Origin of the sequence: Dankookia sp. GCM10030260 (assembly GCF_042666655.1) — a bacterium.
In the GTDB taxonomy this organism is placed as follows: Bacteria; Pseudomonadota; Alphaproteobacteria; order Acetobacterales; family Acetobacteraceae; genus Paracraurococcus.
In genome coordinates, this window is record NZ_JBHTDE010000003.1 from 320,271 (window position 1) to 336,526 (window position 16,256).

At 72.0% G+C, this 16,256-nt stretch carries 11 protein-coding genes; 8 read left to right on the forward strand and 3 right to left on the reverse strand.

What is annotated here, in order from left to right:
- The first annotated feature begins 7 nt into the window (after window positions 1-7).
- The 4 genes from ACFQS7_RS13045 to xdhB all read left to right on the forward strand — a co-directional run bounded on the left by ACFQS7_RS13045 (window position 8) and on the right by xdhB (window position 5,280).
- Window positions 8-838, forward strand: a complete 831-nt coding sequence (locus ACFQS7_RS13045) for an ABC transporter substrate-binding protein (RefSeq protein ID WP_380067511.1) — start codon at window positions 8-10, stop codon at window positions 836-838.
- Window positions 839-847: 9 nt separating this feature from the next.
- Entirely contained in the window at window positions 848-1,537 is a 690-nt protein-coding gene (locus ACFQS7_RS13050) for an amino acid ABC transporter permease (protein ID WP_380067512.1), read from the forward strand.
- A gap of 78 nt (window positions 1,538-1,615) precedes the next feature.
- Window positions 1,616-3,004, forward strand: coding sequence for a xanthine dehydrogenase small subunit (locus tag ACFQS7_RS13055; protein WP_380067513.1), 1,389 nt, complete (start codon window positions 1,616-1,618; stop codon window positions 3,002-3,004).
- The gene (gene xdhB / locus ACFQS7_RS13060) at window positions 3,001-5,280 is read left to right on the forward strand and encodes a xanthine dehydrogenase molybdopterin binding subunit (protein WP_380067514.1); all 2,280 of its coding nucleotides are present in this window, start codon (window positions 3,001-3,003) and stop codon (window positions 5,278-5,280) included. Before ACFQS7_RS13055 ends, xdhB begins: the two co-directional genes overlap by 4 nt.
- A gap of 162 nt (window positions 5,281-5,442) precedes the next feature.
- Here xdhB and ACFQS7_RS13065 read toward each other — a convergent pair whose 3' ends face one another.
- From ACFQS7_RS13065 to mutS, 3 genes are all read right to left on the reverse strand, one after another.
- The gene (locus tag ACFQS7_RS13065; protein WP_380067515.1) at window positions 5,443-5,757 is read right to left on the reverse strand and encodes a hypothetical protein; all 315 of its coding nucleotides are present in this window, start codon (window positions 5,755-5,757) and stop codon (window positions 5,443-5,445) included.
- 107 nt (window positions 5,758-5,864) lie between these two features.
- On the reverse strand, window positions 5,865-8,690 hold the full coding sequence (locus ACFQS7_RS13070) for a [protein-PII] uridylyltransferase (protein ID WP_380067516.1): 2,826 nt from the start codon (window positions 8,688-8,690) through the stop codon (window positions 5,865-5,867).
- Window positions 8,691-8,710: 20 nt separating this feature from the next.
- Entirely contained in the window at window positions 8,711-11,368 is a 2,658-nt protein-coding gene (gene mutS, locus ACFQS7_RS13075) for a DNA mismatch repair protein MutS (RefSeq protein ID WP_380067517.1), read from the reverse strand.
- Between the two features lie 217 nt (window positions 11,369-11,585).
- Here mutS and ACFQS7_RS13080 point away from each other — a divergent pair, with 217 nt between their 5' ends.
- The 4 genes from ACFQS7_RS13080 (at window position 11,586) to ACFQS7_RS13095 (ending at window position 16,183) form a co-directional block, all read left to right on the forward strand.
- Window positions 11,586-13,898, forward strand: coding sequence for an NADP-dependent malic enzyme (locus ACFQS7_RS13080; protein ID WP_380067518.1), 2,313 nt, complete (start codon window positions 11,586-11,588; stop codon window positions 13,896-13,898).
- A 114-nt stretch (window positions 13,899-14,012) separates the two neighbouring features.
- Window positions 14,013-14,540 carry a DUF488 family protein gene (locus tag ACFQS7_RS13085; protein ID WP_380067519.1) on the forward strand — a complete coding sequence of 176 codons (528 nt, stop codon included), beginning with the start codon at window positions 14,013-14,015 and terminating at the stop codon, window positions 14,538-14,540.
- Window positions 14,541-14,554: 14 nt separating this feature from the next.
- Complete coding sequence (locus tag ACFQS7_RS13090) at window positions 14,555-14,848, forward strand: hypothetical protein (protein ID WP_380067520.1); 294 nt, start codon at window positions 14,555-14,557, stop codon at window positions 14,846-14,848.
- Window positions 14,849-15,232: 384 nt separating this feature from the next.
- Window positions 15,233-16,183 carry an FkbM family methyltransferase gene (locus ACFQS7_RS13095; RefSeq protein ID WP_380067521.1) on the forward strand — a complete coding sequence of 317 codons (951 nt, stop codon included), beginning with the start codon at window positions 15,233-15,235 and terminating at the stop codon, window positions 16,181-16,183.
- Window positions 16,184-16,256: the final 73 nt, after the last annotated feature.

Consider the following 16,256-nt stretch of genomic DNA (forward strand, 5'->3'; position numbering starts at 1 on the left):
GGGGACCATGATTCGCCGCCTGCTGTTCGGCGCCGCGCTTGCCGCGGCGGCCATGCCCGCATCCCTGTCCGCTTGGGCCCAGACCTGCGCGCCGCGCGTGCCGGACAGCGAATTGGTCAAGCCGCGCACCCTGACGCTGTCGACCAACCCGACCCTGCCGCCGATGCAATACGTCAACGCGCAGGGCCAGCTGGTCGGCATGCGGGTCGAGCTCGGCGCCGAGATCGCCCGCCGCCTCTGCCTCTCGGTCGAGCATGTGCGGGTCGAATTCGCGGCGATGATCCCGGGCCTCGCGGCGCGGCGCTGGGACATGATCAACACCGGCATGTTCTATACCGAGGAGCGCGCCAAGCTGATGTACCTCGTGCGCTACGAGGAACAGGCGATCAGCATCAGCGTGCCGCGCGGCAACCCGCGCAGGATCACGAAGTTCGAGGACCTCGCGGGCCTCACCGTCGGCGTCGAGCAGGGCGGCTTCGAATTCCGCCGCACCCAGGACATCGCCCGCGCCCTGGAGGAGAAGGGGCTCAAGCCCATCACCATCCGGCCCTTCGACAATTTCGCGGTGAGCTTCCAGGCGCTGCGGGTCGGCCAGCTCGACGCCGCCGTCTCGATCGACAGCACCGGCAAGGAATACGACGAGCGCGGCGACTTCACCCGGGCGCTGAGCGGCCTGTTCGGCACGCCGATCAATTTCGGCCTGCGCAGCAAGGTGCTGGCCCAGGCGGTGGCGGTGGTGCTGGGCGAGATGAAGACGGATGGCAGCTTCGGCGCGCTGCTCGACAAGTATGGCGTGAAGGCCTTCGACGGGCCCTTCGACGTGGTGGGCCCAAGCTAAGCCCCAGCCATGCAGGTCTGGCGTTGGGACGGGTTCCTCGACTACCTCTTCAACGCCTATCTGCTCGAGGGGGCGCTGATCTCGGTCGCGCTGACCGCAGGGTCGCTGGTCTGCGGGCTGGTGATCGGGCTCGGCATCGCCGTGCTGCGGCTTTCGGGCAATGCCGTGTTGCGCGGCTTCGCGGTCTTCTACTGCTGGATCTTCCGCGGCACGCCGCTGCTGGTGCAGCTGCTGGTGATCTATACCGGCCTGCCGCTGTTCGGCCTCCGCTTCTCGGTCTGGGAAGCCGCGCTGATCGGCATTTCCTTGAACGAGGCCGCCTATCTGTCCGAGATCCTGCGCGCCGGCATCCAGTCGGTGCCGAAGGGGCAGCGGGAGGCGGCCCTGGCGCTCGGCCTGCATCGCGGGCAGGTCTTCCGCCTGGTGACCTGGCCGCAGGCGTTGCGCGTGGTCATCCCCCCGCTCGGCAACAGCGTGAACGGGCTGCTGAAGACCACCTCGGTCGCCAGCGTCATCAGCGTGGACGAGTTGCTGCGGCGGACCCAGGTGCTGATCCAGGAACGCTTCATGGTGCTGGAGCTCTTCCTGGTCGCGGCGCTCTACTACCTGGTGCTGACCACGCTGTGGGACCTGGTGCAGCGCCGGCTGGAACGCCGCTTCGGCCGCGGCTACGCGAACGAGTCGGCGGATCGGCGATAGCCCGGGCTACCCGTCTACGTTGTACGGCACGCGCATCCTTCATCCCAGGCTGGCGCGGCGCTTGCTAGCCTCCCGGGCATGACCGATCGCATCATGCTCGTGCTGAACGGCACGCCGGTGACCCTGCCGCCCGGCATCTCCCCCACCATGACCCTGCTGGACTGGCTGCGCGGCCCGGCGGCGCTGACCGGCACCAAGGAAGGCTGCGCCGAGGGCGATTGCGGCGCCTGCACCGTGGTGCTGGAACAGCCGGACGGCCACCGCGCGCCGATCAATGCCTGCCTGGCGATGCTCGGCCAGCTGCACGGCATGGCGGTGCGCACGGTGGAGGGCCTGCGCGGCGCGGAGGGCGGCGCGCATCCGGTGCAGCATCTACTGGCGGAGGGCGACGCCACCCAATGCGGCTTCTGCACGCCGGGCATCACCATGTCCGCCTGGGCGCATGCCCGCGAGGGCGGGGCGGTGCACGAGGCGCTGGCGGGCAACCTCTGCCGCTGCACCGGCTACCGCCCGATCGTCGAGGCCTTCGCGCGGCTCGAGGACGACGGCGCCGCGCCGCCGGCATTGCCGGCCCCCGCGAGCGCGACCTTCGCGGCCGAGGGGCAGGTGTTCCACCGCCCCGCCACGCTGGCGGAATTGCTTGCGCTGCGCGCCGAACATCCGCAGGCCATGCTGCTCGCCGGCGGCACCGATCTCGGCCTGCTTGTCAGCGAGCACCGGCAGCGCCCGGCCACGGTCATCGGCCTGCTCGGCGTGCCGGAGTTGCAGGCGCTGACGGCGGACGCCGCCGGCATCGGCATCGGCGCCGCTGCGCCTTATGCACGGCTGCTGCCGCTGCTGGACGGCGCGCTGGCGCCGCTGGCGGCGATGATGACGCGGCTGGGCTCGCGGCAGATCCGCGCGCTGGGCTCGCTCGGCGGCAACCTCGGCACCGCCTCCCCGATCGGCGACGCGCTGCCGCCGCTGCTGGCCCTCGGCGCCTCGCTGCGCATCGCCTCGGCGCGCGGCGAACGCTGCACGAGCGTCGAGGATTTCCTGCTCGGCTACCGCAAGACCACCCTGGCGCCGGACGAGGTCATCGTCTCCGTCCATCTGCCCCGGCCGTCGAAGGGTGCGGTGCTGGCCTGCGAGAAGATCTCGAAGCGGCACGACCAGGACATCTCGGCGACCAGCGCCGGCTTCCTGGTGCGGGTCGAGGCGGGCCGCATCGCCGAGGCGCGGCTGGCCTTCGGCGGCATGGGCCCGATGGCGGCGCGGGCCAAGCATGCCGAGGCGATGCTGCGCGGTGGGCTGCTGGCGCCGGCCTGCTTCGCCGATGCGGCGGACGAACTCGCCAAGGACTTCGCGCCGCTGTCGGACTGGCGCGGCAGCGCGGCCTATCGGCTGGCCGCCGCGCAGGGGCTGCTGCGGCGGCTGTACTGGCGGGTCGCGCGACCTGACCTGGCGGCGGAGGTGCACGCGCTGTGAACCAAGTCACCACCGCCCGCGGCATGGGCGCCTCGCTGCGGCACGACAGCGCGCTGAAGCACGCCACCGGGGAGGCCCGCTTCCTCGACGACATCGCGGAGCCGCCGGGGCTGCTGCATGCGGCGCTGTGCCTCTCCCCCGTCGCGCATGGCCGGCTCGCGCCGATCGACCCCGCGCCGGCCCGCGCCGTGCCCGGCGTGGTGGCCGTGCTGCTGCCGGGCGACGTGCCGGGGCTGAACGACATCGCCGCGGCCGGATCCGGCGAAGCGATGCTGGCCGACGGCCTGGTCGAATTCGCCGGCCAGCCTTTGGCCGTGGTGATCGGCGAGACGCGCGACGCGGCGATCGCCGGTGCCGCCGCGCTGAAGCCCGAGATCGCCCCCCTGCCGCCGGTCCTCAGCATCGAGGACGCCATCGCGCGCGAGGCCTGGGTGATGCCGCCTCAGGCCATCACCCGCGGCGATCCCGGCACCGCCCTGGCCGCGGCGCCGCTGCGCCTGTCCGGCGAATTGCGCGCCGGTGGGCAGGAGCACTTCTACCTCGAAGGCCAGATCGCCATGGCGGTGCCGGGGGAGGACGGCGACATGCAGGTCCATTCCTCCACCCAGCACCCGACCGAGGTGCAGCATGTCGTCGCCCGGGTCCTGGGGTGCGAGTATAACCGGGTGATGGTCACCACCCGCCGCATGGGTGGCGGCTTCGGTGGCAAGGAGAGCAACGCAAGCTGGGTCGCCGCCGCCGCGGCGCTGGGCGCGCGGCGGCTCGGCCGGCCGGTGAAGCTGCGGCTGTCGCGCAAGGCGGACATCGCCGCGACCGGGAAGCGGCATCCGTTCCTGTACCGCTGGACCGCGGGATTCGATGCCAGCGGCCGCATCCTGGCGCTGGATGCGACCATGGCCGCCGATGCCGGCCATAGCCTCGACATGACCGGCGGCGTGATCTTCCGCGCCATCACCCATGCGCTCAATTGCTGCGACGTGCCGGCGTTGTCCGTGCGCGCGCTGGCCTGCAAGACCAACACCGTCAGCAACACCGCCTTCCGTGGCTTCGGCGGGCCGCAGGGCCTGCTGCTGATGGAGGATGTGGTCCACCGCGTGGCGAAGTCGCTCGGCCTGCCGCCGGAAGATGTCCGCGCGCGCAATTTCGCCGGCGGCGGGAACGGCGCCGAGACGCCCTACGGGCAGGAATTGGAGGGCGATCTCATCCGCCGCGTCTGGGCGGAGGTGAAGGCCGACAGCAACTGGGACGCCAGGCGGGCCGAGATCGCCGCCTTCAACGCGCAGCACCCCTACCTGCGGCGCGGCCTCGGCAGCATGGTGCTGGCCTTCGGCGTCTCCTTCGGCCAGATGCACATGAACCAGGCCGGCGCGCTGGTGCATGTCTACACCGACGGGTCCATCCGGCTGAACCATGGCGGGACGGAGATGGGGCAGGGCCTCTTCGTCAAGATCGCCCAGGTGGTCGCCAGCGTCTTCGGCGTGGATGTCGGGAAGATCGGCATCACCGCGACCAGCACGGCGGAGGTCCCGAACACCTCCCCCACCGCCGCCAGCACCGGCAGCGACCTGAACGGCTGGGCGGCGCATGCCGCGGCGGTGGCGATCCGTGGCCGCATGGCCGAGGTCGCGGCGGAGGAATGGGGCATCGCGCCAGGCGACGTCGAATTCGTCGAGGGCCGCGTCACCGGCGGCGGCAACCGGGCGATGGAATTCGGCGAACTCGCCAAGCTGTCCTACATGAAGCGCGTCTCGCTTTCCGCCACCGGCTTCTACCGGACGCCCGACATCCACTGGGACCGCGCGACGATGCGGGGGAAGCCCTTCTTCTACTTCTCCTACGGCGCCGCGGCGGTGGAGGTCGCGGTCGACACCATGACCGGCGAGCATCGCTGCCTCGCGGCCCATCTGGTGCAGGATTGCGGCCGCAGCCTGAACCCCGGCATCGATATCGGCCAGGTCGAGGGCGCCTTCGTCCAGGGGATGGGCTGGCTGACCTGCGAGGAATTGTGGTGGGACGGGGAAGGGCGCCTGCGCACCCTCGGCCCCGCCACCTACAAGATCCCCGGCAGCCGCGACGTGCCGCCGGTGCTGAAGACCCGGCTGCTGGAGAATGCCCCGGCGCGGTCGGAGACGATCTTCCGCTCGAAGGCGGTGGGCGAGCCGCCGCTGATGCTGGCGACCGCGGTGTGGAACGCGTTGAAGGATGCGATCGGCACCGACCGGCTGGACGCGCCGGCGACGCCGGAACGGGTGCTGATGGCGATCCGCGGCGGATAGAGCAGGTCGCCGGAGGGCGTGGATGCCCGGACGCGTGACCCTGTTCCGAAAACAGGGATCGCCCGCGGTGCCGCGCTCGCTTGCGAACGCAAGCCACCGTCGCCGCACGCCTGCGGCGGGTGCGCCGGGGCGGCACCCGCCCGCCGCCCTAGGGGCGAGGCATCATGCGTCCGGCAGGCCGGATGCGTCGCGGCTGCCGCCGCCTGTCGCCCGGTCCTCGGTCTGGCCCGCCGCCTGCGGTCCGCTGTCGTCCGGCTTGTTGTCCTTGACCTTGATGTTGACCGGACCCGAAGGCGCCGCCGCGTCCTTGCGGTTCACCCCGACCTCGCGCTCGGCCTTCGGATAGGCCGATTCCGGCCGTGCATCGCGCGGCAGCGGGGCGGGGCCGTCCGGCCCATCGTTGCCGGCGGTGGTCAGGGCGTAATCCTCGCCCGGATTTTTCGACTGGTCGGGGCGCATATTGGGTTTTTCGGCCATGGCCTTGCTCCGGAAGCGGCTGGCGGAGCGGATTCACGTCTGTGGGCGATGCCGCCCTTCGCCGATCCGCTCCGGTCCCCCGTGCAACGCGCCAGGCCGGCTGGGGATCACGCCCTTTCGGCGGCGGCCCGCGGGGCCGGCATCACCGCGCCGCCACCCTCGCCCGGCGGCGCGAGCGCCGCCTCCATCGCCACCCGCAGCGCGCCGAGCTTGCGCTCGTTCTCGACCTTCAGGCCGAAGACGTCCTTGACGTAGAAGACGTCCACCGCCCGCACGCCGTAGGTGGTGATGTGGGCCGAGGCGATCTGCAGCCCCTGGTCGCTGATCGCCGCGGTCACGTCGTGCAGCAGGCCTGGCCGGTCGCGGCCATTGACCTCAATGACCGTGTGGCTGTTGGAGGCATGGTTGTCGAAGACCACCCGTGGCGGCACGGTGACCGCGCGCAGCCGGGCGGGCTCCCGCCGCACCTTCCTGATCTCGTCGCGCAGCCGCAGCCGGCCGGACAGCGCCTGCTCGATCAGCACCGCGAGGCGCGCCAGGCGGTGCGGCTGGTCGAAGGCGCCGCCGGAGGCGTCCTGCACCCAGAAGGTGTCGAGCGCCATGCCGTTGGTCAAAGTGTGGATGCGGGCATCGACGATGCTGGCGCCGGCGACGGCAAGGGCACCGGCGATGCGGCTGAACAGGCCGGGATGGTCGGCGGCATAGACGGTGATCTCGGTCACCGCGCGGGATTCCAGCACCCGCGTCTTCACCGTGAGCGGCGCCTTGGTCGAATCCGCTTCCCGGATCAGCGTCGCGTGGCGGGCGTGGGTCTCGGCATCAAAGGAGAGCCAGTAGCCGGGATAGCCGAGCGTGAGGAATTTCTGCCGGTCCTCGTTCGACCAGCCGGCCAGCATGGCCGCCGCCGCGTCGCGGGCGCGCGCGACGCGCACGTCGCGTTCCGGCACCGAGAGCCCGCCGGCCAGGACTTCCGCGACGCGCCAGTAGACCTCGCGCAGCAGGGTCGCCTTCCAGCCGTTCCAGACCTTCGGCCCGACCGCCCGCATGTCGCAGACCGTCAGCACCAGCAGCAGCCGCAGGCGTTCGGGCGACTGCACCAGGTCGGCGATGTCGAGGATGGTCTTGGGGTCCTCGATGTCGCGCTTGAAGGCGGTCTGGCTGACCAGCAGGTGGTGCAGCACGAGCCAGGAGACGGTCTCGGTCTCCTCCGGCGTCAGGCCCAGCTTGGGGCCGATCTCGGTGGCGATGCGGGCGCCGAGTTCCGAATGGTCGCCGCCGCGGCCCTTGGCGACGTCGTGCAGCAGCGTCGCCATGTAGAGCGCGCGGCGCGACTGCAATTGGCCGATGAGCTCGGAGGCGACGGGAGCGGCCTCGCCCAGGTCGCCGCGCTCGATCTGCTGCAGCACGCCGATCGCCTCGATCGTGTGCTCGTCCACCGTGTAGACATGGTAGGTGTCGAACTGCATCAGCCCGACGATGCGCGCCCAGTCGGGGATGAAGCGGGAGAGGAACCCCGTCTCGTTCATCAGCCGCAGCCAGGTGGCGGCGTCGCGGCCGGTCAGCAGGTCGAGGAAGAGGCTGTTCGCCTCGTCGGTCCCGCGCAGGCTGGCGGCGTGGTGGGCGTTGCGGATCAGCGCCCGGATGGCCAGCGGGTGGATTTCCAGCTTGCGGTCCCGCGCCGCCTTGAGGATCCGCAGCATCAGGATCGGCTCGCGGGAGAAGTCGCGGTTCGGCGGCGCCGCCACCAGCTTGCCGTCGGCAAAGGCCAGGCCAGCTTCGGCCAGCGCCGCATCGCCCTGCCGCCTTGTGGCGGGGGGGCCGAGCGCCGCGCGCTCGATCGCCGGCTCCAGCACCCGGGTCAGCCGCAGCACGTCGCGCACCGTCAGGAACAGGTGCTTCATGAAGCGCTCGACGCCGTCCTGCCGGCCGCGCGGCGTATAGCCCATGCGGGCGCCGACCACCGGCTGGAAGTCGAAGGTCAGCCGGTCCTCCGCCCGGCCGGCGACGTAGTGCAGGTGGAAGCGGACGGTCCAGAGGAAGTCCCAGGATCGCCTTATGGCGCGCGCCTCGTGCTCGCTCAGCAACCCGCCGCCGGGGCTGTCCGGCCCTACCAGGTCGGGCATCCGCTGGGTGCCGAAGGCGTAGCGTGCCAGCCAGTACAGGGTCTGCAGGTCGCGCAGGCCGCCGCGGCCTTCCTTGATGTTGGGCTCGACCAAATAGGGACTGTCGCCGTAGCGCGCATGCCGCCCGGCGCGTTCCGCCCGCTTGGCGGCGAGGAAGTGACCGAGGCCACGCTGCTGCCGGGTGCGGGTGAAGACCTCGGTGAAACGCTCGTAGACCGGCTTCTCCCCGGCGAGGAAGCGGGCATCGACCAGGGCGGTCAGGATGGTCGCGTCCTTGGCGCTCTCGTCCATGCAGTCGCGGATCGAGCGCGTGGCGTGGCCGACCTTCAGGCCAAGGTCCCAGAGCAGATAGAGGACGAACTCCACCACCCGCTGCGACCGCGGCCCGGCCGCCTGGTCGGTGAGGAAGAGCAGGTCGATGTCGGAATAGGGCGCCAGCACGCCGCGGCCATAGCCGCCGGTGGCGACCAGGGCGAAGGGCGCTTCCGCCGCCTCCGCCGCGCCGCGCGGCGGGACCATCGCCAGGGCATAGTGGTGGATGGCAGTCATCAGCCCGTCGCTCAGCGCCGCCAGCCAGCGGGCGGCGGCGAGGCCGGAGAGCTCATGCGCCTCGAACCCGTCCTGCACGGTGGACTGGATGCGCCCGAGATGGCGGCGGAGCAGGTCCAACGCATCTTCCCGGCGGATCGGGCCGCCGCCGGCTTCGCCGGACAGCTCGGCGATCAGGTCGGGGATGACGGCCGGCATCTCGGCCAGCGCAGGGTGGCGCTGGGCGTTGGCCCGGGCGGGAAAAGCGGCGGCTGCGGTCATTCCCACCAGAATACCCCCAGTCAGCCGCCGGGGACAGCACCATCCAACAAGGTTTTCAGCCGATAAAGCGCCTCCTGCGCCTCCCGCGGGGAGAGCGCGTCGGGGTCGAGCGCCGCCAGGGCGTCCAGCGCCGGGTGCAGGCCGGGGGCCGGCGCGGCCGGGCGGGCGAACAGCGGCAACTCGTCGGACAGCGGGTCGAGCCCGCGGGCGCGCTCCTCGAGCGAGGCGAGGACCTGGGCGGCCCGGGTCAGCACCGCGCGCGGCACCCCGGCCAGCTTGGCGACATGCAGGCCCCAGCTGCGCTCCGCCGTGCCGGGGCCGACGGCGTGCAGGAAGACCACCTCGCCCTTCCATTCGCGCACCCGCATGGTGGCGGGCGTCATCTCCGGCAGCTTGCCGGCCAGGGCGGTGAGTTCGTGGAAATGGGTGGCGAAGATGGTGCGGCAGCGGGTGCGGTCGTGCAGCGCCTCCAGCGCCGCCCAGGCGATCGCCAGCCCGTCCCAGGTGGCGGTGCCGCGGCCGACCTCGTCCAGCACCACCAGGGACCGTGGGCCGGCCAGGTTCAGGATGGCGGCGGTCTCCGCCATCTCGACCATGAAGGTGGACCGCCCGCCGGCCAGGTCGTCGGAGGCCCCGACGCGGGAGAACAGGCGATCGACCAGGCCGAGCCGGGCGCTCTCGGCCGGCACGAACAACCCGGCCTGGGCGAGCACCACCAGCAGGGCGTTCTGCCGCAGGAAGGTAGACTTGCCGGCCATGTTCGGCCCGGTCAGCAGGCAGATCCGCCGCCCCGGCGAAAGGTCGCAGTCGTTCGGCACGAAGGCCGGGCCGCGGCTGCGGGTCAGCGCCGCGGCGACCACCGGGTGGCGGCCGGCCGCGATGCAGAAATCCGCCCGCTCGGTGAGGTCCGGCCGGCACCAGCCGCCCGCATTGGCCAGTTCGGCGGTGGCGGCATGCAGGTCGATCTCGGCCAGTGCCTCGGCCGCATCGGCGATGCCGGGGGCGGCGGCAAGGCAGAGGCCGCGCAGGTGGCGGGCGATGGCCTTCTCCCGCCGCGCGGCCTCCTCGGCCGCCTCCGACAGCCGGCGGTCGAGCGCGGCCAGCGCGGCGCAGGTGAAGCGGACGCCGTTGGCCATGGTCTGGCGGTGGATCGGCGCGAAGTCGCCGGTCGCCCTGGGCGGCGGGTTGCGCAGCAGGGTCTCGGCCGGGGCCGGCGGCAGTTCGGCGAGATAGCCGAATTGCTGATGGTGGCGGACCTTCAGGCTGGCGACGCCCCAGGCCTGGGCGAGATCCAGCTGCAGCGCGGCGATGGCGCCGCGGGCATCGTCCCGCAGCCGCCGCAAGGCGTCGAGCTGGCCGTCATAGCCCGCCGCCACGATCCCCGGGTCGTCGAGCCGGGCGGGCAGCGTCTCGGCCAGCGCCCGGCCCAATGCGGGGGCCGGGTCCTCGGCCGGACGCAGCGCCCGGGCGCTGTCGGCCAGCAGGGGCGGGATGGCGGCCAGCCCCTCCGGCCGTTCCAGCGCCGCGGCGATGGCCGCCGCCCGGCCCAGCCCGTCGCGGATCGCCGCCAGGTCGCGCGGGGCGAAGCGGTCGAGCGCCAGGCGGCCGAGCGCGCGCGCCATGTCCGGCGCGCCCTTCAGGCTGGCCCGGATGCGCGCCCGCAGCGCCGGGTCGGCCAGCAGGGCGGCGACCGCGTCGTGCCGGGCGGCGATCGGGCCCGGCTCGGCCAGCGGGCAGCCGAGCCGGTCGGCCAGCAGCCTGGCCCCGGCCGCGGTCACCGTGCGATCGACGGCGGCGAGCAGGCAGTCCTTCAGGCCGCCGCGCTCGCTGCGCAGGATCTCGAGGCTCCGCCGGGTCGCCGCATCCATCTGCAGCACGCCGCGGCCGCCGCGCGGCACCGGGCGGGTCAGGTGGGCCAGGGTGCGGCCGGACTCGGCCTTCTGGGTGGCGCGGACATAGTCGAGCGCCATGGCGGCCGCGGCGGCCTCGCCGGCGGAGAAGCTGCCGAAGCCGTCCAGGGTGGCGACGCCATAGGCCTCGGCCAGCCGGCGGGCGCCGTCGCGCGGCACGCCGGCCTCGACCGCGCCGGGCAAGGCGAGCGTGGCGGGGGCCAGCATCTCGGCCGGCTCCAGCCGGGCCAGCAGGGCGGGCAGGTCCCCGGGCGCCAGGGCCTCGGTCTCGAAGGCGCCGGTCGAGAGGTCGAGCCAGGCGGCGCCCAGCCGGTCGCCATCCGGGGCGAGGGCCAGCAGCCAGGCCGGCCGCGAGGCCTCCAGCAGCGTCTCCTCGGTGACCGTCCCCGGGGTGACCAGCCGCACGACATCGCGCCGGACGGCCGGGGCCTTCCGGCGCTTGGCTTCCTCGGGCGTCTCCATCTGCTCGGCGATGGCGACGCGGAAGCCGCGGCGGATCAGCCGGGCCAGGTAGCTTTCGTGGCTATGCACCGGCACGCCGCACATCGGCACCCGGGTGCCCTGGTGCTCGCCCCGGTAGGTCAGCGCGATGTCGAGCGCCTCCGCCGCCGCCTCGGCATCGGCGAAGAACATCTCGAAGAAGTCGCCCATGCGAAAGAACAGGATGGCGTCCGGATGCGCCGACTTCAGCGCGAACCACTGCGCCATGGCGGGGGAGGCGCCTTCGGCGGTCAGCACGCGGGCGGCGGGAGCGGAGGCCTGGTCCATGCCGGTCTGTAGCCCGTTCGCGGGGGCGGCGGCAGTCCCACCGTTTCGGAGGACGGTCGCCCGACCGCGGCTTTTCCGCGACCGAACCTTCACCGAACCTTCGCAGCCGCGAAGCCAGCGACTTCACGGCAGGCCCCGCAGCGGCGTAAATGACGGACAAGGGAGGGGAGGCCAAACAACAGGCCCCCTCGGCAGGCGCGCGAAGGGACCAGTTGAGATGGACGATCTACCGAAGGCCGGGCTCGCCGGCGCGCTCGTCGATGGCCGCACCGCCCGCGTCACGCCCGAGGAAGCGCTGGCGCTGCATGCCGAGGGCCGCCCGGGCAAGCTGGAAATCCGCCTCACCAAGCCGCTGATCACCGCGCGCGACCTGTCCCTGGCCTACTCCCCCGGCGTGGCCGAGCCCTGCCTGCACATCCACCGCGACCCGAGCCTGGCCTACGACTACACGGCGAAGGGCAATTTCGTCGCCGTCATCTCGAACGGCACCGCGGTGCTGGGGCTCGGCAATCTCGGCGCGCTGGCGTCGAAGCCGGTGATGGAGGGCAAGGTCGCCCTATTCAAGCGCTTCGCCGATGTCGACGGCATCGATCTCTGCATCGACACCGAGGATGCCGACGCCTTCGTAAACGCGGTGCGCTACCTCGGGCCGTCCTTCGGCGGGATCAACCTCGAGGACATCAAGGCGCCGGAGTGCTTCATCATCGAGCAGCGCCTGCGCGAGCTGATGGACATCCCGGTCTTCCACGACGACCAGCACGGCACCGCCATCGTCGCCGCCGCCGGGCTGATCAACGCGGCGCACCTGACCGGGCGCGACCTGGCCGCGACCAAGCTGGTGATCAACGGCGCCGGCGCCGCCGCGGTGGCCTGCGCCGAGCTGCTGCGGGCCATGGGCATGCGGCCCGAGAACATCATCATGTGCGACACCAAGGGCGTGCTCTGGCGGGGCCGCGCCGAGGGCATGAACCAGTGGAAATCGGCCCATGCGGTCGAGACCCGCGCCCGCACCCTGACCGAGGCGCTGGACGGCGCCGACGTCTTCTTCGGCCTCTCGGCCAAGGGCGCGGTGACGCAGGACATGATCCGCGCCATGGCCGACAAGCCGATCCTCTTCGCCATGGCGAACCCGGACCCGGAGATCACGCCGGAGGAGGCCAAGGCGGTCCGCCCCGACTGCATCATCGCCACCGGCCGGTCGGACTATCCGAACCAGGTCAACAATGTCCTCGGCTTCCCCTTCATCTTCCGCGGCGCGCTCGACGTCCGTGCCAGCACGATCAACGACGCGATGAAGATCGCCGCCGCCCGCGCCCTGGCCCTGCTGGCGCGGGAGGACGTGCCGGAGGAGGTGAACACCGCCGGCGCCGGCAAGTCGCTGCGCTTCGGCCCCGAATACATCATCCCCAACGCCTTCGACCCGCGGCTGATCTCCCGCGTGCCGGTCGCGGTGGCCAAGGCCGCGATCGAGAGCGGCGTCGCCCGCCGGCCGATCACCGACCTGCCGCGCTATGCCCGCAGCCTGACCGGGCGGCTGGATGCGACGGCGAACGCGCTGGAGCTGATCACCGAACGGGTGCGCGCCAATCCGCGCACCGTGGTCTTCGCCGAGGGCGAGGAGGAGAAGGTGATCCGCGCCGCCATCGCCTTCCACAATGCCGGCTACGGCACCGCGGTGCTGGTGGGGCGGGAGGACCGCATCCAGGCGACGATGCGCGGCATCGGCGTGCCGCTGCCGGACGGCATCGTCATCCGCAACGCGCGGAATTCGGACAGCAACCGCCGCTTCGCCGAATATCTGTACGAGAAGCAGCAGCGGCACGGCTTCCTGTTCCGCGACTGCCAGCGGCTGGTCAACCAGGACCGCAACGTCTTCGCCGCCTGCATGGTGGCGCTGGGCGACGCGGATGCCATCGTCACCGGCGTGACCCGCAGCTATTCGGTGGCGCTGGAGGGGATCACCTCGGTCATCGACCCGGCGCCGGGCGGGGTCATGTTCGGCCTGACCCTGCTGCTGGCCCGCGTCTCCGGCACCGTCTTCGTCGCCGACACGGCGATCCACGAGCGCCCGGACGCGGCGACGCTGGCCGAGATCGCCATCCAGTCGGCGGCCGCGGCGCGCCGGCTGGGGCATGAGCCGCGCGTCGCCTTCCTGTCCTTCTCGACCTTCGGCGACCCCAAGGGCTCGATCCCCGGCAGTATCCGCGAGGCGGTGAAGCTGCTGGACCAGCGGCAGGTGGATTTCGAGTACGACGGCGAGATGGCGGCCGACGTGGCGCTGGACCCGGCGCTGCGGGCGCACCTTTACCCCTTCTGCCGGCTGACCGGCGCGGCCAACGTGCTGGTGATGCCCGGGCTGCATGCCGCGCATATCCTGACCAAGTCGGTCCCCCGCCTGACCAGCGGCACGGCGATCGGGCCGCTGCTGATGGGGCTGTCGAAGCCGGTACAGATCGTCCCCGTCGATGCCAGCGTCACCCAGCTGCTCGACATGGCCTGCCTGGCCGCGCATGCGGCGATCGCGCGGTGACAGCGTCCGATCGTCCCGGGCCGTCTTCGGGCCCGGGGCGTGAATCGGCCGCGCGGTGACAGCGTCCGATCGTCCCGGGCCGTCTTCCGGCCCGGGGCGTGAATCGGCCGCGCCATGACAGCGTCCGATCGTCCCGGGCCGTCTTCGGGCCCGGGGCGTGAATCGGCCGCTTCTGCCAGCTCGGAGAGCTCCCTCTTCACCATCGGCTACGAGGGGGCGACGCCGGACCGGCTGATCGAGACCCTGCGCGCGGCCGGCGTCACCACCCTGGTCGATGTGCGGGAACTGCCGAACAGTCGCCGCCCCGGCTTCGCCAAGCGGGCGCTGTCGGAGGCATTGGCGCGGGCCGGCATCGGCTACCGCCATGTCCGCGCGCTCGGCACCCCGCCGGAGGGCCGCGCCGCGGCGAAGGCCGGCCGGACCGGCGAGATGAAGCGGATCTTCGGTGCCCGGCTGGCCGGCACCGAGGCGCAGGCGGCGGTCGCGGCGCTCGCCGCGGAAGCGCCGGCGGCACGGCTCTGCCTGCTTTGCCTGGAGGCGGATCCACGACAGTGCCATCGCACGCTGGTCGCGGAGGCTGTTGCAAGCGCAGGCGATATTGCCATTGTCCATCTGCATACGGCCGGTGATCTCCCGGCCTGACCACGGGGACCTGCATGCCGCTCAGCCTGATCCTGCACGACCTCTCAGCGCTCGAAGCGGATGACGAAAAACGCTTCTTCGAATCGATTTTTCAGATCGCCCCGGAGCACTGGCAGGTCTCGAAAAGTGCAACCCTGGCGGAAACCGGCGTTTCACCGGCCTATCTGCGCGATCACCTGGTCCGGACCTTGCCGGTGCCGATGCGGGCGGTGACCCAACTGTTCGTCACCCATGTCTCCGCCGATGCGGCCTGGAACATGCTGCCGGCGGTTGGCGAGCAATGGGTGCAGGATGCACTGGCCCCCTGACGGTGGCGTGGAACGGTTGATCGCGTAAAAGTGAATTATGGATGAGGTGGCTAGCGGCCGCGCATGTAGCGCCGTTCCGGCCGGTAGAGGACCCAGCGGCGAAGCCGGTCGAGGAGGCGCTGCAGCATAGGCGGCTTGATCCTGTGGCTCTGGGATGACCGCCGCATAACGCCACGGGATTATGGAACGGTTACGGCCTCCCTCGCCGTGCCGCGGCCATGATCGCCTTGTGAAGACCATCTTCCCCGCCGCGTTCTTGGTGAAGCGTCAACCCGTCCCGCGGCAGCCTGGGCCGGCGGCAGCGGGCCGTTGGTTTGCTCCCCTGGCGGGCGCGTGATAGGCGGCGCGGATGGCTGACGGCGAAGCGGGACGGATATAGGCGCGATGCTGGCCCGTCTGGCGCAGATCCTCCGCAGCCTGTGGTGGCGGCATGGCTTCGGTGCGCGGCGCACGCCGCCCGGCGGCCTCGTGCATCTGGGCCAGATCCGCAGCGACCCGCGCTACGTGCTGGAATGCCGCGTGCGCAGCCTCACCGGTGCGGTCTATCTGGGCGACAGCCAAGCGCTCTGCCGCGTGCTCGGCCGCTACAAGATGTTCGTCGACACCCGCGACCGCGGCCTCGGCAGCCACCTGCTGCTCGACGGCTACTGGGAGATCTGGCTCACCCGGCTGATCGCCCGCGCGGTGCGGCCGGGCATGGCCTGCGTCGATGTCGGCGCCAATCTCGGCTACTACGCGCTGCTGATGGCCGACCTGGCCGGGCCGCGGGGCCGCGTCCTGGCGATCGAGCCCAACCCCGCGGTGGCGCGGCTGCTGCAGGCCAGCCTCGACGTGAACGGCTATGGCCCGCGCGCCGAGGTCATGGCGGTGGCGCTCGGCGACGGCAGCGACGGCACCGGCTTCCTCGCCATCCCGCACAACGAGCCGAAGAACGCCGCGCTGGTCGCCGGCGCCGCGGCGGGCCATTTCGCCGCCCACGCCGCGGTGGTGGAGGTGCCGGTGCTGGCCTTCGACAGCCTGGCCGAAGCCTGGCCGCGGATCGACCTGGTGAAGATCGACGCCGAGGGGGCGGAGGACGCGATCCTGCGCGGCATGGCGGCGATGCTGCGGCGCGACCGGCCGCTTCTGATCCTCGAGTTCAACCATGCCCGCCCCTATGACGGTGCCGCGGTGCTGGCCGAATTGTTGGGGATCTACGGCGCGGTGCACCGGCTCGACAGCGCGCATGGCGTGCTGCCCAGCTCGATCGCCGCGGTGCTCGCGGCGACGGATGGGGAGGACCAGCTGCTGGTCTTCGGCGATGCCGCCCGGCTGCATGGCATCGGCGGGCCGTAGGCCAGGAAAGGAAGGTTGGGGAGGCAAAGGTATTCCCTCCCCAACCTTCCCTTCTGTGGGCCTGGCACCTGCC

Excerpts from the sequence above, each read along its gene's own strand:
- ACFQS7_RS13045 (WP_380067511.1), top strand. The coding sequence starts at position 8 with ATGATTCGCCGCCTGCTGTTCGGCGCCGCGCTTGCCGCGGCGGCCATG.
- ACFQS7_RS13050 (WP_380067512.1), top strand. The coding sequence starts at position 848 with ATGCAGGTCTGGCGTTGGGACGGGTTCCTCGACTACCTCTTCAACGCC.
- ACFQS7_RS13055 (WP_380067513.1), top strand. The coding sequence starts at position 1,616 with ATGACCGATCGCATCATGCTCGTGCTGAACGGCACGCCGGTGACCCTG.
- ACFQS7_RS13065 (WP_380067515.1), bottom strand. The coding sequence starts at position 5,757 with ATGGCCGAAAAACCCAATATGCGCCCCGACCAGTCGAAAAATCCGGGC.
- ACFQS7_RS13070 (WP_380067516.1), bottom strand. The coding sequence starts at position 8,690 with ATGACCGCAGCCGCCGCTTTTCCCGCCCGGGCCAACGCCCAGCGCCAC.
- mutS (WP_380067517.1), bottom strand. The coding sequence starts at position 11,368 with ATGGACCAGGCCTCCGCTCCCGCCGCCCGCGTGCTGACCGCCGAAGGC.
- ACFQS7_RS13080 (WP_380067518.1), top strand. The coding sequence starts at position 11,586 with ATGGACGATCTACCGAAGGCCGGGCTCGCCGGCGCGCTCGTCGATGGC.
- ACFQS7_RS13085 (WP_380067519.1), top strand. The coding sequence starts at position 14,013 with ATGACAGCGTCCGATCGTCCCGGGCCGTCTTCGGGCCCGGGGCGTGAA.
- ACFQS7_RS13090 (WP_380067520.1), top strand. The coding sequence starts at position 14,555 with ATGCCGCTCAGCCTGATCCTGCACGACCTCTCAGCGCTCGAAGCGGAT.
- ACFQS7_RS13095 (WP_380067521.1), top strand. The coding sequence starts at position 15,233 with ATGCTGGCCCGTCTGGCGCAGATCCTCCGCAGCCTGTGGTGGCGGCAT.